This is a genomic window from Solibacillus sp. FSL R5-0691, from assembly GCF_037974225.1.
GTDB lineage: Bacteria > Bacillota > Bacilli > Bacillales_A > Planococcaceae > Solibacillus.
Map to the genome: position 1 here is coordinate 2,682,182 of NZ_CP150231.1, position 24,520 is coordinate 2,706,701.

The 24,520-nt window shown below is 39.8% G+C and carries 23 protein-coding genes; 5 read left to right on the forward strand and 18 right to left on the reverse strand.

Annotation, left to right across the window (positions count from 1 at the left end):
- Window position 1 precedes the first annotated feature (1 nt).
- From MKY51_RS13560 to MKY51_RS13570, 3 genes are all read right to left on the reverse strand, one after another.
- On the reverse strand, window positions 2–1,999 hold the full coding sequence (locus tag MKY51_RS13560) for an AarF/UbiB family protein (RefSeq protein ID WP_339172914.1): 1,998 nt from the start codon (window positions 1,997–1,999) through the stop codon (window positions 2–4).
- 13 nt (window positions 2,000–2,012) lie between these two features.
- Window positions 2,013–2,450, reverse strand: a complete 438-nt coding sequence (locus tag MKY51_RS13565; RefSeq protein ID WP_339172917.1) for an SACOL1771 family peroxiredoxin — start codon at window positions 2,448–2,450, stop codon at window positions 2,013–2,015.
- Window positions 2,451–2,555: 105 nt separating this feature from the next.
- Entirely contained in the window at window positions 2,556–3,770 is a 1,215-nt protein-coding gene (locus tag MKY51_RS13570) for a carboxylate--amine ligase (RefSeq protein ID WP_339172919.1), read from the reverse strand.
- Window positions 3,771–3,946: 176 nt separating this feature from the next.
- Here MKY51_RS13570 and MKY51_RS13575 point away from each other — a divergent pair, with 176 nt between their 5' ends.
- Window positions 3,947–4,873: a DUF4003 family protein gene (locus tag MKY51_RS13575; protein ID WP_339172921.1), complete on the forward strand. Its 927-nt coding sequence runs from the start codon at window positions 3,947–3,949 to the stop codon at window positions 4,871–4,873.
- A 49-nt stretch (window positions 4,874–4,922) separates the two neighbouring features.
- On the opposite strand, the gene sstT is transcribed toward MKY51_RS13575, so the two are convergent.
- The 6 genes from sstT to MKY51_RS13605 all read right to left on the reverse strand — a co-directional run bounded on the left by sstT (window position 4,923) and on the right by MKY51_RS13605 (window position 11,356).
- Window positions 4,923–6,134 carry a serine/threonine transporter SstT gene (sstT, locus tag MKY51_RS13580; protein ID WP_339172924.1) on the reverse strand — a complete coding sequence of 404 codons (1,212 nt, stop codon included), beginning with the start codon at window positions 6,132–6,134 and terminating at the stop codon, window positions 4,923–4,925.
- 211 nt (window positions 6,135–6,345) lie between these two features.
- Complete coding sequence (locus tag MKY51_RS13585; protein WP_339172926.1) at window positions 6,346–7,284, reverse strand: bile acid:sodium symporter family protein; 939 nt, start codon at window positions 7,282–7,284, stop codon at window positions 6,346–6,348.
- A gap of 588 nt (window positions 7,285–7,872) precedes the next feature.
- Complete coding sequence (locus tag MKY51_RS13590; RefSeq protein WP_339172928.1) at window positions 7,873–8,031, reverse strand: hypothetical protein; 159 nt, start codon at window positions 8,029–8,031, stop codon at window positions 7,873–7,875.
- A 126-nt stretch (window positions 8,032–8,157) separates the two neighbouring features.
- Window positions 8,158–9,225, reverse strand: coding sequence for a hemolysin family protein (locus tag MKY51_RS13595; RefSeq protein ID WP_339172930.1), 1,068 nt, complete (start codon window positions 9,223–9,225; stop codon window positions 8,158–8,160).
- A 55-nt stretch (window positions 9,226–9,280) separates the two neighbouring features.
- Window positions 9,281–10,609 carry a hemolysin family protein gene (locus tag MKY51_RS13600; protein WP_339172932.1) on the reverse strand — a complete coding sequence of 443 codons (1,329 nt, stop codon included), beginning with the start codon at window positions 10,607–10,609 and terminating at the stop codon, window positions 9,281–9,283.
- 276 nt (window positions 10,610–10,885) lie between these two features.
- The gene (locus MKY51_RS13605; protein ID WP_339172935.1) at window positions 10,886–11,356 is read right to left on the reverse strand and encodes a Fe-S oxidoreductase; all 471 of its coding nucleotides are present in this window, start codon (window positions 11,354–11,356) and stop codon (window positions 10,886–10,888) included.
- A gap of 255 nt (window positions 11,357–11,611) precedes the next feature.
- On the opposite strand from MKY51_RS13605, the gene MKY51_RS13610 reads away from it, so the two are divergent.
- Window positions 11,612–12,121, forward strand: coding sequence for a hypothetical protein (locus MKY51_RS13610; RefSeq protein ID WP_339172938.1), 510 nt, complete (start codon window positions 11,612–11,614; stop codon window positions 12,119–12,121).
- 114 nt (window positions 12,122–12,235) lie between these two features.
- Here MKY51_RS13610 and MKY51_RS13615 read toward each other — a convergent pair whose 3' ends face one another.
- Window positions 12,236–12,640: a pyridoxamine 5'-phosphate oxidase family protein gene (locus tag MKY51_RS13615; RefSeq protein WP_339172940.1), complete on the reverse strand. Its 405-nt coding sequence runs from the start codon at window positions 12,638–12,640 to the stop codon at window positions 12,236–12,238.
- 13 nt (window positions 12,641–12,653) lie between these two features.
- On the reverse strand, window positions 12,654–13,061 hold the full coding sequence (locus tag MKY51_RS13620; RefSeq protein WP_339172943.1) for a pyridoxamine 5'-phosphate oxidase family protein: 408 nt from the start codon (window positions 13,059–13,061) through the stop codon (window positions 12,654–12,656).
- A 360-nt stretch (window positions 13,062–13,421) separates the two neighbouring features.
- Between MKY51_RS13620 and MKY51_RS13625 the strand changes: the two genes are divergently transcribed.
- The 3 genes from MKY51_RS13625 to MKY51_RS13635 all read left to right on the forward strand — a co-directional run bounded on the left by MKY51_RS13625 (window position 13,422) and on the right by MKY51_RS13635 (window position 17,395).
- Window positions 13,422–14,513: an extracellular solute-binding protein gene (locus tag MKY51_RS13625; RefSeq protein WP_339172945.1), complete on the forward strand. Its 1,092-nt coding sequence runs from the start codon at window positions 13,422–13,424 to the stop codon at window positions 14,511–14,513.
- Between the two features lie 74 nt (window positions 14,514–14,587).
- The gene (locus tag MKY51_RS13630) at window positions 14,588–15,658 is read left to right on the forward strand and encodes an ABC transporter ATP-binding protein (protein ID WP_339172947.1); all 1,071 of its coding nucleotides are present in this window, start codon (window positions 14,588–14,590) and stop codon (window positions 15,656–15,658) included.
- Window positions 15,659–15,673: 15 nt separating this feature from the next.
- A complete protein-coding gene (locus MKY51_RS13635; RefSeq protein WP_339172949.1) occupies window positions 15,674–17,395 on the forward strand; it encodes an iron ABC transporter permease in 1,722 nt (573 codons plus the stop codon).
- Window positions 17,396–17,709: 314 nt separating this feature from the next.
- Here the strand turns inward: MKY51_RS13635 and MKY51_RS13640 are convergent, their stop codons facing one another.
- The 7 genes from MKY51_RS13640 to MKY51_RS13670 form a co-directional block, all read right to left on the reverse strand.
- On the reverse strand, window positions 17,710–18,210 hold the full coding sequence (locus tag MKY51_RS13640) for a GNAT family N-acetyltransferase (RefSeq protein WP_339172951.1): 501 nt from the start codon (window positions 18,208–18,210) through the stop codon (window positions 17,710–17,712).
- Window positions 18,211–18,268: 58 nt separating this feature from the next.
- Window positions 18,269–19,285 carry a hypothetical protein gene (locus MKY51_RS13645; protein WP_339172952.1) on the reverse strand — a complete coding sequence of 339 codons (1,017 nt, stop codon included), beginning with the start codon at window positions 19,283–19,285 and terminating at the stop codon, window positions 18,269–18,271.
- Window positions 19,286–19,426: 141 nt separating this feature from the next.
- A complete protein-coding gene (locus MKY51_RS13650; RefSeq protein WP_339172953.1) occupies window positions 19,427–20,479 on the reverse strand; it encodes an NAD(P)/FAD-dependent oxidoreductase in 1,053 nt (350 codons plus the stop codon).
- 82 nt (window positions 20,480–20,561) lie between these two features.
- Entirely contained in the window at window positions 20,562–21,377 is an 816-nt protein-coding gene (locus MKY51_RS13655) for an ABC transporter ATP-binding protein (RefSeq protein WP_339172954.1), read from the reverse strand.
- Window positions 21,377–22,408 carry an iron chelate uptake ABC transporter family permease subunit gene (locus MKY51_RS13660; protein ID WP_339172955.1) on the reverse strand — a complete coding sequence of 344 codons (1,032 nt, stop codon included), beginning with the start codon at window positions 22,406–22,408 and terminating at the stop codon, window positions 21,377–21,379. The genes MKY51_RS13655 and MKY51_RS13660 overlap by 1 nt, the downstream gene beginning before the upstream one ends.
- Window positions 22,405–23,439 (reverse strand): iron ABC transporter permease, encoded by a 1,035-nt coding sequence (locus tag MKY51_RS13665; protein WP_339172957.1) that lies wholly within the window; start codon window positions 23,437–23,439, stop codon window positions 22,405–22,407. The genes MKY51_RS13660 and MKY51_RS13665 overlap by 4 nt, the downstream gene beginning before the upstream one ends.
- 1 nt (window position 23,440) lies before the next feature.
- Window positions 23,441–24,502, reverse strand: coding sequence for an iron-siderophore ABC transporter substrate-binding protein (locus MKY51_RS13670; protein WP_339172959.1), 1,062 nt, complete (start codon window positions 24,500–24,502; stop codon window positions 23,441–23,443).
- Between the last annotated feature and the right edge of the window lie 18 nt (window positions 24,503–24,520).

Genomic DNA, 24,520 nt, shown 5'->3' on the forward strand with positions numbered 1-24,520 from the left:
TCTACTTTGTACGCTTCATATCTCGGATTGCTTGAATCGATAACCGCACGAGCAAAATCGCACATAAAAACAAACCTAAATAAGCAGCCGTATTTAAATAAATTGCATAGGCATTATGAATAAATTGCGAGATTCCCAGCAATGCAACCGATATAATCCCAAACGTAATTCCGACCATCAGCAACACAAACCGTGAAAACAGCTGTGTTACAAACATGGAATTGGCTTTATCCGAAAAAATATCGTGATGCAAAATGATTTTCCCGCTCTCCACTTTTCTGAACAACTGATCAAGGCGGCGCGGTATTTTCCGTATATTCGGCAACATCAGTGCCAGTTCTTCTTCGATTAAGTCTTTCGTCTCAACCGGATGTTTGAACGGTTTCAGGAAGCTTGATTTCAAATAATCATTGGAGAAGTCTTTTACTTCACTGAAAATCCTGAATCCTGGGCAAATAACAGACAATGTACCGTCCAATGTTACAATGGCACGTAATGCCACATTGACGGATGGATAGAAATGGAGTCCAAATTCACGCACAACAGAGAAAATGGAGTACATGAGCTCATCTGTCGGGATCGTCGACACATAGTTGATTTTCAGCAGAATCTGGCTGATCGCCTGTTCCATTTCATGCTGATTGATCTGCTCGGCATTTTCCACAAGCTGGGCAATTCCATCAACAACAAGCGCTGCATCGTTTTGATGGATTCCGACAAGGAAGTACTTTAATCCTTCCTGCTGCAATTCAGCTAAACGGCCGACAGCCCCATAATCGAGGATTGCGACACGACCTGTTGTTTCCTCAATATAAATATTCCCCGGGTGCGGATCAGCATGGAAAATTCCAGAAATAAGCGTTTGCTCCAAAAACGAATACAATAATGTTTTGGCAAACTGATGACGGTCAATGCCCAAATCCGTAAATACTTCATTTGCTACTGTAACGGACTTCCCTTTTATATATTCCATCACCACAACATTGGAATTGCTGCATTCCCGGTATACTTTCGGCACTTTCACATCGATACTGCCGCGTTCTACAATTTTGGCAACCTGCTCCATATTGCGTGCCTCGATATTAAAATCAATTTCTTCCTTCAATGCCATGCTGAAGCCTTTTGCCAAATCGTAAAATCCTAAGTTTTCAGCCCACTGCGATTTGCTCGTAATCCATCTGGCAAACTCCATTAAAATCGATAGATCATCCTGCATGATATTTTTCACGTCAGGCCGTAAAAACTTCACAACGACAGGTTCATCTGTTTCCTTTAACACCGCTTTATGTACTTGACCGATCGAAGCGGATGCTAACGGTGTTTTACTTATATAGGAAAAAATTTGATTCGTTCCTGCATTGAAGTTTTCGGCAATTAGTTGGTCAATTTGCTGTTCGGAAAGGGGTTTTACATGTTGCTGGAGCTTTTCAAGTTCATCAATAAATATCGGAGACAAGAGCTCTTTACGTGTTGACAGGACTTGTCCAAATTTAATGAATACCCCGCCGCACTGCTCAAGTGTATCCCGTAATGCTTTTGCCAGTTCACGTTCATCTTCGCGGGCACGGGCATATTTCATCGTCCGTGTGACTCCGTTTGTTACAGCAATCCCCACGACTTCACGTAAACGTTTTTGACGCTTCCAATACGTAATGAGTGTTTTAAAATAGGAACGTCTGCCGACAGGTGTGCCGTTTTCATTCAATTCTATCGAATCAAACAGCTCAAAGAACAGATATAGCAGCATCGAAATGAGAAGCATACTACCGAGCCAGATGATTGTTGTCATGTTGACGACATTTGAAACGATTCCCTGGTCATAATAGTCCGACCCGCGCAAATATGTATACCAAAAAACAAAGGTCGTTAAGGAAACACTAATGAGCACGGATAATATTCTTTTCATCAAACTTATTTGTGAGCCGATTAAACGGCCGCTAATAAAGAATATAAGTGCGGATGCAATGAGCAGTTGAATTATAGCTGAGAGAAAATCCATTCAAATCGCTCCTTTAGATCAAAGTTAAATGTGTATGCACTTCTACATTCCCTTTTAGCGCTTTACTAATCATACAAGTTTCTTCTGCCTTATATGCATAGCGCTCCGCTATTCGACGAGCACGTTCATCGTCTTTGTTCTTCAGGTCAATATCGACATAATGATGGATCGCTTTGTATGTAAAAACACCATTTGTCACATCAACAAGCCCTTCTGACTTCAGATCCAGCTTTGCATCAATTTGGCTTCGCTCAAGCATTGCTGCCAATGTAATTAAATAGCATGTTGCTGCGGCACCAAGCAGCATTTCATCGGGATTTGTGCCAATACCAGGACCATCCATTTCAGGTGGAATTGAAATTTGCGTCTGCAATCGTTCAGTTTTCAAGTCCCCAACCGCATTTCGTCCCCCCGGCCAGTCAATTGTTAACGTAAAAGTATGTATCGCCATAAATATCACTCTTTTCAATTTTCTTTAACTATAACATTTTGCTATGAAACTTTCAGAAAATGAAAACAGCCGGTTAACAGAAAGTTTCTGTTAACCGGCTGATATTTACCAAACGTTTTGTTTATATTTTTTATAGTAATTGACCTGACGGATGAACATGTAGATTTTGCGTTTCAAATGCTTGTCCTGTTTGTAGAACAACGGATTTACAAGTTTCTTTTCCTTGATCAGACGTCGAATATCCTTTTTCACTGTTTCATCGTAAACGAATTTCTTCAATACAATTTTCGGAACGACTGAAAACAGGACATCCCCTTTTAAATAGGAGCAAGGTTTCGGAATATCATAAATCAGATCTTCCACAAAGTTGCGCGCCAAATTATGACCCATCGCATTAATATAATAACTTGAACGGCCTTGACGAATATTTACTTCGAACACTTTAAATTTCCCGTCACGCTCATCGTATTTCAAATCAAAGTTACCGTAGCCCCGATAGCCGACCGCTTCCAAAAAGCCCCGCAGTTTCGTCATCACTTCTTCGTTGTAGCGCGTTATAAGTGCTGTGTAATTACCGATCGCCGTTTTCGTATGTTCCTGAAGGACAACTTGTGCAAACGATACAAGCTGTGTTTCCCCTTTTGAATTGACATAAACAACCGAATCCCACATTGCTGTATCATCACCGGGAATATAATCCTGAATAATGAGCTCTTCCTTGTAGCCGCTATTTTTAATCATATCGATTACTTTCTGAACTTCTTCTTTGCTTTCCACTTTGAAAACCTTCGCCTGGCCTTCAAATGGATGACGGCTGTATTCAATCCCGTTACTCGGTTTAATAATAACCGGATACATCATCTCTGTTTCAAATGAGCCATCTGTTTTGCAATCATAAAATACAGTCGTTGGAATATCAATTCCGTACTGTTCGCACAGCTTATAGAAATTGGATTTAATCTGTAAGTCATTCATTAAATTCTCATCGATATAGTTGAACACGAAATAATCTCTTAAGATCGCACGGTTTTCAATAATTAAACGGACATATAAATCGTTTGTGCCGATTAAAATAAGCTTTTCCGCTTCTTTTTCATATTTCTTCGCAACGCTAATTAATATTTTGGCAAACTGATCCGGTTCACCTAGTTTTTTGTCATATTCAATCGCTCGTGGAATATTACTTAAGTTCGTAAAAGGCAAAACACCTTTTCCTACTAGAATCGGACGGATTTTATATTCTTCATGGAAAGAAATCGCCATGTTATAAGCATTAATATCAGTACCGACAATAATCGGTAAAAATGGTTGTCGAGTCATTACTATACTACCTCTCAATCTGTTCAACGGTCTTTATATTTGATTTATCACTTATTTATCATACAATACTCTATCGATTTATGCTGTATTTTGTAAACGGTTTTTATTATTTCCCGAATATTTTAATGAAACTTCTCCTCGTTTAAAACGTACGTATTAAGTAAGAGGTGATCGGGATGAATGCTCAATTACAATTATTTTTTACAAACATTGATAAAATCGTTTTATATTTTGGGGCAGATGCAAAATATTTTTATATTGACCTTGCATTGAAGCTGACTGTCCGCAATATTGTATTCAACTATGAAGATTATGAAAAAGTTCGTCAGCAAATCAAAAACAATACAAAATGGTATAACTTTGCTCGGGTTAATACTCAAATTATTAATACATACTTTGTTCATTATGCAAAGGAACCTGAAAAAATCGGTGAGACTTTAAATCTTCACAAATCTCTTTCAAAGCAGTTTACCCGCCATGATGACAGCTATATTGCGGCTGCCTATTTAAAATCGGAACAACATATCGAGCGAATCGATCAGTTAATTAAAGATTTAATGACCAAACAGAGCGTAAAATATGCGCCATTAAAGCTTTCCACTAGTGCGATGCTTGCCGGACGAACAGAAGATACAAAAGTACTGGCAAATAGTGTGGAACAGTATTATCAGGCACTTGTATCATTCGGTTATGAACGAACAAAGGACACGACTAATACAGCGGTCATTTTAACAATCGGTACAGGGGATTTTCATCAAGAAACCTTTGCCCGGTTAAAAGAACTGACAACTTATATTAAAAAAACTGAAAAAAAACTGAAACCGCACCATTACAATACGATTGCCCTGCTTTCACTCGCCAAGTTCGAAGTCCACCAGTTCCCGGCACTCCATGATATGCACGAAGAAATTTGCCGCTTTTTAAAATTAGATCGCAGACAATTTAATTCGCTGCTTGTAGCCACTCAAATTTATACATCGACTGAAGCAATCGGTGATTTACCCTCATATGATGTAGATTTCTCCACGATTATTTTCTCTGCTGCTGAGCATTCAAATACCGGAAGTTATGATAGTGATATTTCTGCCGGCAGTGCTGATTGAATATAAAAAACTGTGCTGAACAGATTCGATTCCGTTCAGCACAGTTTTTTTAGTTTTGTTTACGTTCTTTCGCATATTCAGCTGCAGCTGTAAATACGATATCTGTTGACGAATTCAATGCTGTTTCACAAGAATCCTGAATGACACCGATGATGAAACCAATTGCCACGACTTGCATCGCAATATCGTCTGAAATCCCGAATAAGCTACACGCTAAAGGAATCAGTAACAGCGAGCCGCCAGCAACTCCAGATGCACCCGCAGCCGATACCGCAGCCAGCACCATTAAAATCACCGCAGTAAGGAAATTAACTTCAACCCCCACTGTATGTGCCGTAGCCATTGTCAGTACAGAAATGGTAATCGCTGCCCCACCCATATTAATATTGGCACCAAGTGGAATGGAAACAGCATATGTATCCTTATCCAACTTCAACTTTTCAGCCAATGCCATATTTACGGGAATATTTGCCGCAGAACTACGTGTGAAGAATGCTGTAATTCCACTTTCTTTAATCGATGTGAAAATTAGCGGATATGGATTTCTGCGTGCTACCGCAAATACAATAAGCGGATTCACAACAAGTGCAACAAAGATCATTGTTCCTACTAGAATTAGGATTAACCGCAAATACTCACCTAATGCTGAAATACCCGTTGTGGAAACTGTCTCAAATACAATCCCTAATATACCGAATGGCGCCAAATTAATGATCCATTGTACTACTTTTGTAATCGCATCCGACAAGTTGGCAATAACACTTTTAGTCGTCGCATTGGAAGCCTTTAGAGCAACCCCTAAAACGACAGCCCAAGCTAAAATACCAAGATAATTTGCATTCATGATGGCACTAACAGGGTTTGTCACTATATTGAATAGTAATGTTTCAAAAACCTCAAAAATTCCGCTTGGCGGTGTTAAATCCTCCACACCGGTTTTTAAAGTTAATGTCGTCGGGAAAATAAAGCTGACCATAACAGCGACAAATCCTGCCGCTAATGTCGCAACACCGTATAAAGCAAGAATCATCTTCATGTTTGTTGCTTTGCCCCCAACATGTGAAGCAATCGCATTAATAACAAGCACAAATACTAGAACTGGTGCAACTGCTTTTAGGGCTGAAACAAATAGAGTCCCCAGAATGGTAATTCCGCTTACCGTTTCAGGGATTGTCAGTGCTAAGATAACCCCAATAATGATACCTACAATAATACGGTTTACTAAGTTAATGCTGTTCCACTTTTCGAACAATCTTTTCATAATTTCCCCCGCTATTCTAAGTTGTTACATTGCTTCTGGATGTTTGATACGAGTTAGTGAATGAAATATTATACACTACAATCTTTCTCCTGCTGAAGCTTCATTCTTCTATAACACTTCTAGATTTAATAATTTACTATAGAATAATCATACAATGTGCGACTAAACAATACAACTGTATTTTTCCACAGTACAATGTTACTATTCCTCTTTATTCTAATTCCGGATTTTTTTGGATTATTTTATAAAATATCGAAGCTAAAACTTGCTGGAATAACATCCCGAAAACGACCGGCATTGCTACTTTTGAGGGGAAGTATGTAGTTGCAATGACGACCCCTACCGCAATATTCCGCATACCTCCATTAAAAACAAATGTCGCCTGATCGGCCTTAGATTTCCAAAATAGACGACCAAGTATAAGAGAAAATACATAACCTGAAACTGCCAATAATAGGACAATCGTAATCACTTTCGCTAGTTCCAAGTCTATTGTTTTTACATAGGGAGCAATGGCACTACTATTTATCATAATAATTCCGAACAAACAGATTTTCGAAATTAAAGACATTGGTTTTCCGTATTTTTCGAACAGCTTTCCTTTTGTCCACTCATTAACGAGAATCCCCAATACGGAAGGTAAAACGATCATCCAAATAAGATCAAATATAAGTGCGGGCGTATTAAGCGATATAGATTCCCCGACAACTAAATGCAAAATTAACGGCATAAGAATCGGAGCAAGCAAAGTATCAATCAAGATAATGGCGAGTGATAATGGCAGATTCCCTTTACTGATCGTCACCCATATGACACTCGTAACCCCTGTAGGCACGGCTACAGAAATGAGGAATCCGATTGTTAAGAGGCGATCATCGAATATGAGCTCTGCCAGAAAGAACGCCCATAAAGGCATAAGAATATGTAGAAAAGCGATCATAAATAAAATCGTTTTAGGGTATTGTTTAAAAACTTTTATATCGCGGAATTTCAGATTCAAACTGCTGATAAAAGTCATCACTGCGAATAATACGGGAACTAGAAAAAGAAAGTGTGTCCCGATTCTTTCAAGCAGAACACCGATGACTAAACTGAGCGGTGTTAATACCGGCATCCACTTTTGAATAAATTGATTGAGCAACTGGACCATATATTGCGCCTCTTTTCTTAAATTAGTATTCCTTCCCGCATTGTAACATAAGCGGAATGCATTCTATGGAACCATTTAAATAGATAAGTCCGCTAACAATATGGTATTTTTATGATATGTATTTAAGGAGGTTTGACCGTGTCATTATCTAAAAAGGGCTATCTTGTGTTATTTATCGGGCTAGTTTTATTAATCAGTTCCATCTTTTTCACAACCAATTGGAGCATCACAGCTTGGCTAGTATTATTTATCTTTAGTCTTCTATTCTGTACAGTCGGAATCATTATGTTAATAGTACATTTAGTCAAACAAATAAAATTGGATAAGCAGAACAAGTAAAAAAGAGGCCGAGTCATAAGTAGATTTATTGCTAAATAAGAGGAAAGCCTTTATTAAGAAATGGATATATTGAAAAAATTGATTGGAATGTAGGGCGACTCCTGCGGGAATAGCGTGACGCCTGAGACTACAGGCTCAGGCCACGCCCGCGGAAAGCGTCCCGGAATGGAAATCAATTTTTAACACTTAGCAAAAAAACGCTATTTTTCTCTTAGAAAAATAGCGTTTTTGGGTTATGTCCCTGCCTCTTTATTTCTCTTCCTTTACGGACAGGATGTTAACAGCTTCTTCGTATTGAATGCGTACGGTTTTTCTGGCGCGTACTGAAGATCTTGCTTTGACTTGAACTTGCTTTTTTTCGCCATTATGCTCAATTTCCACTAAAAAACATTTTGCTCCACATTGCATTTTCTTCAGCTCCTTATTACTTTAATTATAGCGATAACTTTTCTGATAATCTATTTACTCAGCTTTCTTTAGTCGTGAAAAAAGCCGCAAATAATGGAAGAGGCGACCATCATTTACGACCTTTTGTTATGTTGAGGGAACGATCATTTCCCCACCATCTTCATCTTCAATTTCTCCCACAATTTCGGACAGGATATCTTCCATCGTCACAAGACCGATTGTTTTCCCTTTTTCATCCGTTACAATTGCCATATGGTTTCGTGATTGCTGCATTTTCAAAAATACATCTTTAATCGCTACTGTTTCTTTATAGCGAGGAATCTCACGAATATACGAAGTGAAAGAATTCGTACGTCCTGCTGCAATATCAGTCAGCATTTCCTTAGTGTTAACGAAGCCGATGAAGGCTGCTGTATTTTTAGTACGATCAATAACCGGGTAGCGTGTAAATTCATATTCGTCGATTACCTCAAGAATTTGCTGTAATGTATAGGTTTTTTCGATTGTGATCATTTCACTGCGGGGAATCATTACTTCCCGTAACTTTCGTGTATCAAAAGCAAAAATATTTTCTAAATAGGCTAGCTCCGTGCGGTTGATCTCTCCGCCTTCATAACTTTGCGTCACAATCAGTTTAAGCTCTTCTTCCGAATAAACTGTATCGTGACCAGCCGGTTTGACACCGAAGATTTTCAGCAGTCCGCGAGCCGAACCATTTAAAACGGAAATAATCGGTCCTGTAATTTTCCCGAACCAATACAGTGGCGGTGCCAATATTAAAGTCATTTTTTCAGCGTATTGGATTGCCAATGTCTTTGGCATCAGTTCGCCAAGTACTACGTGTAAAAAAGTAACAACCGATAACGCGATTACATAGGAAAGGGCTGTTGCAACTGCTGCTGGAATGCTGAAATAGTCAAAAACAGGCTCAAGCATTTTCTCTACGGTCGGTTCACCTAGCGCACCAAGAATTAATGCTGTAATCGTAATCCCGAGCTGACAGGCCGATAAATAATAATCCAGATCCTGTGTTACCTTTTTTGCTGTGACGGCTTTTTTATTGCCCTCTGCGATAAGCTGGTCGATTCGTGACATACGCACTTTTAATATCGAGAATTCGGCCCCAACGAAAAAGGCTGTCAACAAAATAAATACCGCGACTAAAATTAAATTTATAATTATAATACTGTCCAATTAATTCCCCCGAAATATGAGGGATTCACCTCCAAGACATATAAGTATCGATCTTTTACTGCTGAAGTTTATATTGTCTCAATACAACTTCTTTAATTTGAAAATTGTCCATATCTGAAATGACCCAAGTATGGTCGTCGAATTTTATTTCATCACCGATTTGAAGTTCTTCACCGTTTTTGATGGAATCGATATTCGTATGCTGAATCCAGCCGCCAATTGTATCAATCTCTTCACTGTCCTCAAACTCAAATCCGAAACGATCTTCCAGTTCATCGAGCAGAACACGTCCGTTAATCGTATATTCGTTTTCTCCTGACTTTCGGATATCGTCTACTTCATCCTCGTCAAATTCATCCCGAATCTCACCAACGAGCTCTTCCAAAACGTCTTCCATCGTTAATACACCGTCTGTACCGCCATATTCATCGATAATAACCGTCATATGCGCTTTCGCCTTCTGCATTTTCAATAGGGCGTCTTGGATACTTGTCACACCTAAAACAAATGGCACTTTCGTTAAAAACTGCTCGAGCTGTACAGGGCGATTTGAAACGATATGGCTTAGCAGCTTATTTGCATTGATGACACCAATAATGCGGTCTTTATCATTATTTTCAACAATCGGATAACGTGTATAGTTATGTTCGTCTAAGATTTGGATAATTTCTTCGGCGCTCATATCTTTGTCGATTGTCACTAAATCTGTTCGCGGCACCATAATGTCTTTTGCAACACGTTCATCAAAGGCAAATACATTTTCTAAATATTTCAGTTCCTGTTGGTCGATTTGGCCGCCTTGGAAACTTTGTGCCATAATGATTTTCAGTTCCTCTTCCGAATAGGCTTGCTCTTCACCTGCTGATTTCACACCGATTGCTCGTAACAATATACGAGAAGTTCCATTCAACGCCTGGATAAACGGATACATAATTTTACCGAACCAATAAAGTGGTCCTGCAAGCATTAATGTTACCTTCTCAGAAAACTGGATCGCTAACGTTTTTGGCGCCATTTCACCAATTACTACGTGCAAATAACTTACAATGGCAAGTGCAATGACATAAGAAGCAGCCGAAGCAACAACATCCGAAACATTTAACCAGTCAAATACTGGATACATCAGCTGTTTTACATACGGCTTTGTAAACGCACCCAAACCGATTGCTGTGATTGTTATTCCGAGCTGACAGGCAGATAAATAATAATCAAGGTCCCCTGCTACTTTTTTAGCTATGACTGCTTTTTTATTGCCTTCTAAAATCAATTGATCAATACGGGATTTACGGATTTTTACAACAGCAAATTCTGCTGCCACGAAAAATCCGGTTAAACCTAAAAAGATAATTAATAAAATGATGTTTAATATGGTGTTTACGTCCAATTATTTCCCTCAGCGCGAGGGATTCACCTCCAAAATAATGTAGTAATAATTTGGTCTTTCTCTTATGTACCCGACTATTCTATTGAACATGCAACAAATAATGGTGAGGTTACTAATTCCTTTAACAGAATTCCAGCTCTCAAACCATCACGTTATAGTTTAAGAAAATTATATAGTTTTTAATTTCAAATCACAATTAATTGTGCCCCAAAATATATAAAACCACAAAAAAAGCTTTCAACTTTGAATAACCAAAGCTGAAAACTCTTCATGTATTTATTCGACATCGATGGAAGATTTGATAATGTTGCCATTATATAATTGAACTTTTTCGTAATCGCCCTTTTCTACTTGGAGTACGAATGTATGAGGCATACCCTCGTCTTCACATTTTTGACCAACATTGTCGATCAGTTGAACCGCCAAGTAATCGCCATGTTTGTATACATTATCGACTGACGTACCACAGCTGCCCGAATAAGTGACAATAAATACCGCCATATACTCATCCATATCAATCGTGAAATTGTCTACATCAAAACGACCTTGCAGTGATTCAAATTGTCCTTGTGTATTTGCATAGGCAATATGCGGAACGAGCGATTCATAAATCGGTGCAATTTTTTCATCATATTTCATTATTTCAAACGGTACCGCCTGTTTCTCGGTAAATTTGACATTTGTACTCTCTCCATTACTACAACCCGCCAACAACAATAGGATGATAGCAAACAAATATTTTTTCATAATAAATTCCCTTCTCTTTCACATCTTCATTGTGATTTTAGTCCAGTTACACATATATTTCAAATCATCTATCTTTCATTAGTTAACAATTCACCCTAATTCATTCCTGAACAAAACATACTAAAGGAAATTTGGGCGAAAATTATAATCACTCCGGTAATTCGTCTATTTCGTCTATTAATAGGCGAATTCCTATTGGCGTTTACCTGTATTTACATACATTACAAAGAATACTTAAGAAAGAAGGTATGCTTGTTGTATCAAAATCCGTTTGAACGCTTTGATGAGAGCACTGAAGGACAACCATTTCAGCAACAGTTTTTCCCGGCTCCCCCAGGACCAGGCCCAGGAGGTTTTCCTGGAGCACCAGGTGGTTTCCCTGGACCTGGACCTGGATTCCCTGGTGGAGGTCCTGGAGGTTTCCCTGGTGGTGGTCCCGGCGGCTTCCCTGGTAATCCCGGAGGTGGACCTGGTGGAGGTTCTGGTGGAGGACCTGGCGGCAATACCCAAATGCCGATGGGACCGCCCCCAAGCTTTACTCCTCAAATGCAGCAACTTTCCGCTAGCCATTCACAGCAAGGTTCCAGTGGGATAAGACGCTGTATGTTCCGTAATACGTTTATTTGGCAACGAAACGGAAATAGTTTCTGGTTCTTCCCGACATTTGTTGCGCCAAATATCATTTTAGGTTTTAGATGGAGTCGCTTCGGCTGGGTATACAGTTCAGTAAACCGAAATTCAATTTTAACTTTCCAATGCTTCTAACCTAAATACAAAAGCTCTTATGCGACAGTACCCAGTACTACGCCATAAGAGCTTTTGTTTATTGTCGTGTTGTTTTTTGCAGCATGACATTTATTCTTGCTAAACTTAACTATTTTAAAGCTTCAATTCCTGTGGCTCACCATCGTTCATTAACTTGATCGTAATCGGATCGAATTGAAGTGTCACCATATCCCCGTCTTCTGAAGTGAAAACGTCTTTAAAGAAGTTTGTGATTTTCAGCTTTAATGAATCATCTTTTACTTCGCTTAGTTTTGCTGTAATTTCTAAATACGGGGCATCCATATCTTCCTTTGTATAGCCCAGTAAAATATGCGTATAAGGATTTTCATTTAAATCGTACACTTTTTGAGAGTCTTCAGTTGTTGTCGCATAGAGCGTGAAGTCTTCGTTTGTAAACGTCATGTAACGAACATAAGGGTGACGTCCGTTTAATGTAGCCATTGTCCCGATTTTATGGTCCTTAATAATTGAAAGTACTTTTTCTTTTAATGTTTCCATTACACTGCCTCCCTTAGTATAGTTGAATTTCTTCCTGGTTTTTTCCGTCTTTATTCATAATACGCATTCGTGTTGGCGTAACTTGAATTAGCACAAAATTGCCGTCAGCATGCTTTGGATATTTATCAAGCAGCTTCTGTTTCACAGCATCATTTAATGTTGTTGCTGCATTGCCTTCGATTTCTAAAAATGTTTCAAGCATTCCTTCGCCTTCATACCCTAATAAAATGTGGGTACCGCCAAACTCAGTTATTTCACGCACGACATCTGAATCTTCCAGTGCTACCGTATACAATTTCGACTCTACATAGTCAAATGTCATATAGCGCGAATTCGGTACACCGTTATTATTTGTAGCCATAACGCCTATACTGTTTTCGTTTAAAATTTGCAATGCAATTTCTTTATTACTTTTACTCATATTTTCACTCCTCCGATAAATTAAGTTCCATCATTCGTGAGATGAGAAGCACGTCCAACCGTATGTAATTCCAAATCAATGGGAAAACCGCTGTTGTGCTGATGCTTTTATATTTCCCTTAATAAATTTAAATAAAACAATTTTCTTCGCATTAAACTTGGCATTGCATCCCCTTAACTTTTATCAATTCTGTAGTTCCCGCGTAAATTTTTCTCTTTATCAATTAAATGAACTGTAAAAATTTAAAAGTTATAGGGATATTTGTTTGAATATTAAAAAATTTGTAGATAAAATGAAATTGGAATAGATATCCTTTTATTCTGTTTGAAAAAGAAAAACTATATGTAAGGAGGACATTGAATGAAAAGGTTTACTTGGCTTGCTCTTATTCTCACAACTCTTTTATTAGTTTTAGCTGCGTGTGGGGACTCCGAAGAGACATCAAATGATACAGCTCAAGGTGATAACGGCACGACAGAAGGCACAACAGAAGAAAATGCTTCCGGTAAGCTCGTCATTTACACTGGGCGTGACGAAAACATGGTACAGGGTGTTATCGAAAAGTTTAATGAGCGTTACCCGAATATCGAAGTGGAATACATGACAATGGGTGCTCAGCAGATTTTAGAGCGTGTGCGTGGTGAAAAAGCGAACCCGCAAGGCGATTTCTGGTGGGGCGGTACACAGTCAGCGATGATGGTTGCCGCAAATGAAGATTTGCTTTTACAATGGGATCCTTCATTTATCGATTCTGTTGACCCTCTTCATAAGGATGAGCAAAATCGCTGGGTTGGTGAGATGCTGTTACCTGAAGTCATTATGATTAACAGTGATGTGATGTCACCGGAAGAAGGACCACAGGATTGGGATGAATTACTTGATCCAAAGTGGAAAGATGAAATTTTAATTCGCGGTGTTCTTGCTTCAGGAACGATGCGTACAATTTATTCTTCTATGATTTTCCGCCAGGGTGCGGATGATCCATCAAAAGGCTATGACTGGCTGATGAAACTTGATGCGAACACAAAAGAATATACACAAGATCCTAACGCGTTGTATTTAAAACTGGCACGCCAGGAAGGTTCAATTTCGTTATGGAACTTGCAGGATATTTTACTGAAAAAACATACAACGGATTACACATTTGACTTTATTTATCCGGAAAGCGGTGCACCGATTTTAGTCGATGCAGTCGGTATTGTAAATAATGCTAAAAATGAAGAAAATGCGAAATTATTTATGGAATTCCTGTTCGATCAAGAAACGATGGTTGAACTTTCAAAAGAGTATTACCAAATTCCAACACGTACGGATATTGCGGAAGATGCTATGCCTGACTGGTATAAAGAGCTGGATTTAAAACCACTTGATATCGATTGGCAAGTAATGTCCGATAAAGAAGCGGAATGGATGGAATACTGGGATACAAACATTAAAGGAAAAGGCAAATAGCAGTTATAGGACTGACCTCTGAATAAAGAGGTCTTTCTTTTCCCAATTTGTCGGTGTGAAGGGAGTTGGATTGGATGAAAGCTGTTCATATTAACGACGTTTCAAAAAAATTCGGTGATGTCGTAAGCGTCAAAGATTTAGAGCTGGATATAAAATCGGGTGAATTTTTTACATTTCTAGGTCCGAGTGGCTGTGGTAAAACAACAACATTACGGATGATTGCCGGATTTTACTACCCTTCTCAAGGAAAAATTTACTTTGACAATCAGGATGTCACAACATTGCAGCCTAACAAACGTAATATCGGAATGGTGTTTCAGAACTATGCACTCTTCCCGCATATGACCGTCAATGAAAATATCGCATTCGGTCTGGAAATCCGAAAGTATGATAAAAAAACGATCAAAGAAAAGGTTGACCGGATACGTGAGCTCGTTCATTTAGGACCATATGGCACACGCAAAATTAATGAATTATCAGGTGGACAGCAGCAACGTGTCGCTTTGGCACGAGCGCTTGTCATCGAACCGGACATCTTGCTGCTGGATGAGCCATTATCCAACCTGGATGCAAAGTTGCGTGAAGAAACACGGATTGAAATTAAACGGATTCAGTCAGAGCTTGGTGTGACGACAATTTACGTTACCCATGACCAGACTGAAGCAATGGCCATGTCGGATCGCATTATGGTAATGGAGCATGGCGTCGTCAAACAAATCGGTACACCACAGGAAATCTATCACCGACCAAACAATCGCTTTGTCGCCACTTTTATCGGAGAGACAAATTTACTTACGATGAAAGTAAAATCGATTGAGGGCAATATTATTACTGTGACAAATGACAAAGGTCTTGAACTGCAAGGACTGACAGAAAACTTGGCACCGGGTCTTCAAGCATCAATTGGAGACGAAATTCATGTATCCGTCCGTCCTGAAGCATTTGAAAGCGGTCCTGGCGAAAATGCCATTACAGGTATCGTCGAGCTGATCGAGTTTACCGGACTCAGCGTAAATTACTTTATCAAATGGAATGATACAACATTAAAAGCAATGATTATTAGTCGGGGTACGGCAATACTGCAAGCTGGCGATATGATTGAACTACATATCCCGAAACAAAATATTTATTTCCTAGGAGAATAAGAGAGGAGGCACACAATGAGCAAAAAATCCGTTGACACATACGAAGCGAGTTGGTGGTCTCGTCTTACACAATCACGCTATTTTGTCTATATTCTTATCTCCCCGCTGTTTTTAATATTGTTTGCCTATGTTATTTATCCATTTTACTCAACTTTCATTCAGAGTTTTGCCGGCGACAATCAGCTGGCAAACTATCAGAAGTTTTTTAGTTTAGAAAGTACAGCCAATTTAGAGGCACTTTGGAACAGCTTTTATATATCGATTATTAGTGTCATCTGCTGTGCCGTTGTTGGGGTAATGATGGCCTTTTTACTGGAACGCTACGATTTTCCGGGTCGCCGTCTGCTCTCTATTTTAGTACTTGTCCCAATGGCATTGCCTCCATTGGTGGGGGTTTTATCCTTTTCATTTTTATATGGTGAAAGTGGTATCTTCCCGCGCTTATTTCAGCAGATGTTTCAATTGGAAGATGTTCCGTTTGCCTTAAAAGGGATTTGGGGTGTCATTGTTGTTCATACATTTACGATGTATACGTACTTCTATTTAACGGCTTCAGCAGCTATTAAAGGGCTTGACCCTTCTTTGGAAGAAGCCGCAACAAGTCTTGGTGCAAGCCGGATACGGGTTTGGCGGAAGATTATTTTGCCGATGCTTACCCCATCTATCATCGCATCTTCCCTCCTCGTTTTCATGGTGTCGATGGCATCTTATACCGCGCCACTCATGTTCGGGGTTGAACGTACAATGACGATGCAAATTTATTTATCGCGGACAAACGGCAACTTGGATATGGCGGCTACACAGTCAACCATTTTATCGTTCGTGTCCATCACTTTTTTACTTATTATGCGCTGGTATCAAAACCGACGTAACTATCAGAATTTAAGTAAAGGAATCAGTGTTCACCGCTCGGAAGTGAGCTCGAAGCCGATAAAGTATTTGGCGGTTGCACTATCCTTTATCGGGACGCTGATTTTAATCCTGCCGATTTTAGTGTTAATTTTAATATCCTTTTCAAAAGACGGGGCTTGGACCATTCAAATTTTGCCGACCGAATATACGCTCGACCATTATAAAGCCCTCTTTACGGATGAGCGGACATGGCGGCCGATTTGGAACTCGCTGCAAATGGGCTTCATCGCAACAGTCGGCAATATTATATTCGGTGTTGCTGCTGCCTATGCAATGGTCAGACTTAGCTTTAAAGGGAAAACAGCGCTCGATATTTTAATTACGATTCCGTGGGCATTGCCGGGTACGGTTGTAGCAGTTAACTTAATCGCGGCATTCTCTACGGAAAGTGCATTTACATTCAATCAAGTATTGATCGGGTCTTTCTGGATTTTACCGCTTGCGTATTTTATCCGGCATTTGCCGCTTGTCTTCAGGTCGACATCGGCTTCCCTTATGCAGTTGGATCAATCCGTGGAGGAGGCTTCGCGAAGTTTAGGTGCATCGTGGTGGTATACATTCAGAAGAATTGTCATTCCGCTTACTTTATCCGGTGTTCTTGCCGGTACATTGCTTGCTTTTGTCCAAAGTATCGGGGAATTCGTTGCTTCAATCTTGATTTATAATACGTCGACGATTCCATTGTCGGTTGCCATATTCCAGAAGCTTTATGCCTTCAAGTTTGGTACGGCATGCGCATATGGTGTGCTGCAGATTGTTTTAATCCTCATTGTTCTGATCATTTCAGAACGTTTATCAAAAGGCTCCGCAGGGAGTGCTATATAACGTAAAAAAAGCTAGCATATAATCCAAAAACAGCATTTTTCTCAATGAGAAAAATGCTGTTTTTTTGCTATGCGTATAAATTGATTTCCATTCCGGGACGCTTTCCGCGGGCATGAGGCCAACAGGATGTTGGTCACAAAAGCGTTGCCACAGGACGTGGCGTTCTTAGCTTTTGTTCCTAGTCTCAGGCGTCATGCTTTTCCCGCTGGAGTCGCCCTTCATTCCAAACAATTTTTTAAATATCCGTTACTTATTAAGAGTTTTTCCCCTCTCTAAAAAACTTCAATATTATCTCATGTTTTAATTCTTAATAGCTATAGCTCTTTTAACATCCACACTTGATCATAATAGTTTCCGTCGACCTTTAGGGCACGCTCCTCTTTAGCAAATCGCTTAAATCCTAGCGATTCATAGAGGGAGATTGCCTGTTCATTTGTAGACTCAACAGTTAAATGAAGCTGTTCAAGACCTTCGTTTTCACGTAACAGGCGCAACAATTCTTCAATCATATCCCGTGCTACACCTTTTCCTCTTGAATCAGGCATAACATAGAGTCCGACAAGAACGCCTTTATGATTCAGTTTTGCACCTGTTTCTCTTTTAAACGTTGCAATTCCAATCAGCTCGTTGTCTTCAAATGCCCCAAGCGTAAAAATATCTGCTTGCGGACGAAGACGTTGTTCAATTTCCGGAACCGTATAATTGTTCTCATGTTCAAAAGACGAGCTAAATAATGTTGGAGAATGTAAAAGCCCGTGTAATCTAACCTTTTTATATTGTTCAGCATCTTTATAACCTAATATTCGAATGTTCATCTTCTCACCTCATAACATTGCGTTCTATAATCTATACCCCATTTCTTCATCTTTTACACTATTTATCTATTATCGCTGACTCTATTTCGCTACGTAACAGGGCAGGGGCGTCTAAGTACACTCCTATAAATTTTGCTCTTTTTTCAAATCCGCCTACCAGTTGGATTGTCTGCAGTTCCTTCAACTCCAGCACAAAGTCGGGCTGTTCCTCTGTATTTCCTAACACTTTAAAATGATAAATTTCTTCATCTTGTATAGATGTATGCAATTGAGAAATATTTTTCAAGTCAATTTTTGTTTGTTTCAATAAGCCGTTGGAAAGATATAAATTTCCGTTTTCGATACGGACCGGATTTAGTACTAATGCGCGGAAATCGGCCAGCAAGAATAGTAGTCCATAAAGTGAGAGAATTGTATGCCCCCAAGCTAAAACCGGTATGCGGTCATGGAAAAACCAATGGAATGCAATTGCTTCAAATAGTGCTGCATGAAAAATCATAAATAACATAGGAATATACATCGTATTTTTATGAACGGAATATCCGCCTGGCTGTTTTTTCTTCCAGCTGCAAAACGCATAATAAAATACAAGCAGCTCCTGGCAAAGAACTCTCATTAATACGTTATCTTTTACTTTCTCTCTAACAATTCGAGGAAATGAAAAGATAAGTTGCTCCTGCTCTAATTTGACCGCTCGAATAATACTTGGTAAATATTTTATGAAAACAAATAAAATGATTAACTCCATCAAAACCAATCCTGCTTCTACTGCAATTGCAGAAAAAGTTATATAGCGGAAAGGTTCCATCAATCCATTAGGGATGACGAGTCGGGCAAATAAAATACCCGCAGCAACAAAGACAACAAAATTTTTGACCGCCCATTTGCCCGTTTGCAGCAAGAGAAGTGCCGGTGCCACAACCGCACAGTCAATTAGTGAACCGATTACCATTCCTTGTACTTGCTCATCTGAAAGCGCAGAAACAAACGACAACTGATAAACAACAATATTGCCAAGTAAAATGACACAAGCGATCAAAAGCCATTTATAATTAACTACTCTTTGGAAAACCATAGCACTCCCCTTCCTTTCACACATGCATCAATTCCCATAATACTTCCATTATAATCGATTACTATCCTTCCAACATTAAAAAACGCAGAAGTTCACGTAAACTTCTGCGTTGTGATTATTTAATTTATTTTATTCAGCATACTATCCATTCACAAGCATGTCCTTCATCAGTTCACGGTTGCGTTTTTCGAATACTTCATTATGCGAAGAAACTTTTGCGTACTGATCTGCTGTCGGTTCAAGGCTAATTTTGATAGCGTTGATCGCATTGACCGCATCCTGGAATGTACCGGTAATTAAATAAACTTTGTTATCATATTTGGAAATATCGCCAACAGCATAAATCCCGTCAACCGATGTCAGCCCCTTACCGTCCGTCAAATAATAATAGTCGTAATCTTTATCTTTTTCCGGAGAGAGTGCCGCATCAAAAGTAAATGAAGAATCCCGGTCATAGCCGTGATTTACAAGGACATCATCTACTACAATTTTCGATGTTTCCTTTGTTACGACGTTTTCCAAAATGACTTCTTCAATTTTCGTCTTCGTTTCATTCGCTACAAGTGTTTTAATCTGTGTATTTGTAACGATCGGAACGCCATTATCCTGCAAATGGCGGATTTGTGCTTCGTGAGCAGATAGCTTTTCGCCTCTGTAAATGACGGTAATCTGCTTGGCAATACCGATCAGATCCTTCGCCCAGTCAATCGCCGAGTTACCGCCGCCTGAAATTAGCAGTGACTTGTCCTTAAAGCTTTGGATGCCTCGAATTGTATAGTGCAAGTTCGATACTTCATACTTTTCCGCACCTTCAATATGCAATTTAATCGGACTAATAATGCCGCCACCTACTGCAACGATCACTTTTTTCGAATAGTGTTTTTCGCCTGAACTTGTCTCAATCACAAACAAATCTTCTTTTTTTGTGATGAAATCGACTTTTGTATTTAGACATACGGTTGGCTTGAATGTCAGTCCCTGTTTAATGAGATTTTCAATGACTTGCTGTGCTGGTGTTGGAGGCATACCACCAATATCCCAAATAATCTTTTCAGGATAAACGTGGAGTTTCCCGCCGAGCGTCGGCTGGAATTCAATAATTTTTGTTTTTAAATCTCTCAACCCTGCATAGAACGCACTGTATAATCCGCTTGGACCACCGCCAATTATCGTTACATCATAAATATCGTTCATTCGAAACACTCCATTCTTTTCATTTGTCGGACAATTACGCTTTTCGCGCAGTCGCCTTCAGGTTCCATTGACTAAGTTGCAGCTAAACAAGCATTCCGGACTTCGAATGATGTCTTCCGATCGGGACAACTGAAGGCGAATCCGAAACAGGGTCTTGTGTGACAACACAGTTTAAATTAAATATATCTTTGATCAATTCACTCGTAATTACGTTTGCTGGTGTTCCCTCCGAAACGAGTCGACCTTTATGCAAAGCAAAAATATAGTCGGCATAGCGGGCGGATAAATTAATATCATGGAGCACCATCACGATTGTCGTACCATGCTTACGATTTAAATCTGTCAATAAGTCCAAAATCTCCACTTGGTACGTAATATCCAAGTATGTAGTCGGTTCGTCCAAAAACAAGATGTCGGTTTGCTGTGCTAGTGCCATGGCAATCCATACACGTTGTCTTTGCCCTCCTGACAGCTCATCGATATGACTGTCGGCAAGTTCCGTTATGTTCATCATTTCCATCGCTTCTGCTACCGCTTCATAATCCGCCGTTGACCAGCCTTTTAAAAAGCTCTGATGCGGAAACCGGCCCCGTCCAACCAAATCAGCAACCGTGATGCCTTCAGGTACGATCGGTGATTGCGGAAGGAGTCCTAAAACACGTGCAAGCTGTTTCGGCGGGATTTTGTTAATCGATTTATCATCCAACAATACTTGGCCGGAGATTGGTTTGATTAATCGTGCCATCGTTTTTAAAAGTGTCGATTTCCCACAACCATTCGAACCGATAATAATGCTGATTTTATTGCTTGGAATCGCTAGACTAACACCTTGTAAAATCGCTTTGTTGTCATAGCCTGCAACAAGATTTTCCGTTTGGAATGTATGTGTCGATTTCATCATAAATCTCCTTTCCGATTAATTCGGATTAATAAATAAATTAAGTAGGGTGCACCAATTATTCCTGTAATGACCCCTACCGGATAACGTGTCTCAAAAGCAAACTGTCCGATTAGATCTGCCGCCAATACTAAAATAACACCGATTAAACCTGCAGGAATGAGACCAGAAAATCCGACACCTACTAATTTCTTTGCAATCGGACCTGCCAAAAAGGAAATAAAGGCAATCGGACCGGTTGCAGCAGTCGCCAATGCAATCATGAGCACCGATGTAATAATAAGGATGACTCTTGTTTGATTTGTATTGACGCCGAGAGATGTTGCCGCCTGTTCACCAAGTTCCAGCATTTCCAGACGCTTCGCAAAATACATTAAGATCGGTGTGCAAATACATACGATCAGGATTAGCGGATAAAGGTTCGCTAATTTCGCACCGTTTAAACTGCCGCTCAGCCATCTCATTGCAGCCGGAATATCATGTGTATCCCCGATCAGCATCAAATAGTTGATAAATGCCGTCAGCATTGCCTGTATCCCGATTCCGATTAAAATAAGTCGGCCAATCGAAAAGGATGTGCCTTTTGCCAGCAGATAAATAAAGATTGCGGTTGCAAGCCCTCCCATTACAGCTGCAATCGACACGACTGCATTGCTTGCATTTAATACAATGATGCAAAATACAGCTGCAGCACTTGAACCTGTTGTAATTCCGATTACATTCGGATTTGCCAGCGGGTTGCGCAGCATCGTCTGAAAAATATAGCCCCCGGCACCAAATGCAAAGCCTGCAAACAAACCGGCAACCATTCTCGGGAAACGAATTGTATTTACCGCAAAGGTTGCTCCCTTCACTTGTTCACCTAGTAAAACCTTTATAACATCCTGTACCGGATAAATTGTGTTGCCGAGCATAAGCATCAAACCGCAAAGTACTAGCGAAATGATGACCATCAAGAAAGTCATCATTATAAACCGGCGTTTTCTTTTTACTCTTGACGTCTTAATCATCTTCATCGTTTCATTCATCATATTGCACGCATTTTCGCTTTCATCGTAATTAAAATTAAAATCGGCGCACCTATAAAGGCCGTCACAATCCCAACTTCAAGCTCACTTGGACTGCCAAGGAGCCTTCCGATCACATCGGAAAAGGTTAAAATAATCGCCCCCGACAAGGCTGACATCGGAATAATATAACGTAAATCAGGACCTATTACGAGACGTACGATATGTGTAGCTAATAACCCAATAAAGCCGATTGGACCCGCCAATGCTGTTGCAGCACCACATAATAATACGCCACCTAATGCCGCTACAATTCTTACAATACCTGTGCGTACACCCAGCCCTGTCGCAACATCATCACCCAATGCCATGGCATTCAATGCCGGCGCAGTAATTAAGGCAATTAATAATCCTACTACTATAAATGGAATAAATAATGTAATGGCATCCCAGCTGCCGGAACCGACACTTCCGACTTGCCAAAATCTGAATTGATCCATTACATTCGTTCTTGGTATCATGATCGCCACAACGAGTGAAGATAAAATTGCACTCGTAGCCGCACCTGCCAACACGAGCTTTAATGGTGTTGCGCCGCCTCTCCCCATTGAACCAATCCCAAATACAAAAATAGCGGTAATAAAAGCTCCCGCTATCGCAAGCCAAATATACTGGTTTGCCGAACTGATATTTAGAAAGGCAATGCCGCAAACGACAAAAAGGGATGCCCCTGTATTGACACCTAATATACTTGGATCTGCAATAGGGTTGCGGGTTACCGATTGCATCAGCGCTCCGGAAACACCTAATGCTGCACCACATAGCAGGCAGAAAATCGTTCTTACTACACGCTGCCTTATCACGTTCGCTTCATGAGACTGAGCCTCTGAATGGAATAACCCATTCAGAAGATCTGTCCAGCCAATCATCCGCGAACCGAATACAAGTGATGCTAGTATACATAGTCCGAGTAAAATTATCAAAAGCAATGATACTTTAATAAAATTACGCGGCATCATATTTTGTTTCTTTTCTAAAACGGATGTACTTTTCATATTACTTTAACTTTTTCGCAACTTCCGAAATTAAAGTTACATACTCGTCGATTGTATATTGTAGTGATAGCGGGTTCGGGTTTCCTGCAGCTGCAAGTGGTGTGTTGTCAGGAATAATTAAAACCGAACCATTTTGGATTGCAGGTACTTTTCCTAAAATCGGATCTGCCTGAAGTGCTTTTAATGTATTATCATCGCCATATGCAATTAGAATTTCTGCATCATTTAAAGCATCTGCATTTTCTGCACTTAACTCGATATAGAAGCTGCTTTCATCCTGAACTTGCGCTTTAATGCTTTCCGGATATTCCATACCTAACTCTTCCAGTAACTCACCACGTGGATCAGCCGGTGTATAAATATAGAACTTCGATAAATCCGTCGCGGTAAACATACCGAAAGCCGCTTTTTTACCTTTGATTTCCGGGAATTCGTTTGCTTTATCTTGAATTAATTTTTCTGTGTCAGCGATTAATTGTTTACCTTCTTCTTCCATGCCCATACCTTTTGCATTGTATAGAATTTGGTCACGCCATGTAATAACCCATGGAGTTTCCGGATAGGCAACAACTGGTGCAATCTCGCTTAACGTATCATACTCTTCCTGTGTAAGTCCTGAATATGCTGCTAAAATAACATCCGGATTCGAATCCGAAACGGCTTCAAAATCTATGCCATCTGTATCTTGGTAGATGTTCGGATTTTCTTCGCCCAGCTCTTTTAATTTTTCTGCTGTCCATGGAAGCATTCCGCTTTCATCCTGTACGCCGTAGTTTGCTGCCGAGAAACCAACTGGCACTACACCTAGAGCAAGTGCCACATCATGGTTTGCCCATGCAACCGTTGCTACACGCTCCGGCTTTTCTTCGATTACTGTTTCACCTAATGCATGTTTGATGACGATTGGATATTGTGTTGCTGAATCTTCTGAATTTGAAGAACCTGATGTTGCTTCATTGTTTTCATTTGAACTTGTTTCTTTATCCGAGCAACCCGCAACAACTAGTAAACCAATTGCCACGAAAAGCATTGCCATTAAAGAATTAAACTTTTTCGATTTCATTTGAATAACGCTCCTTAA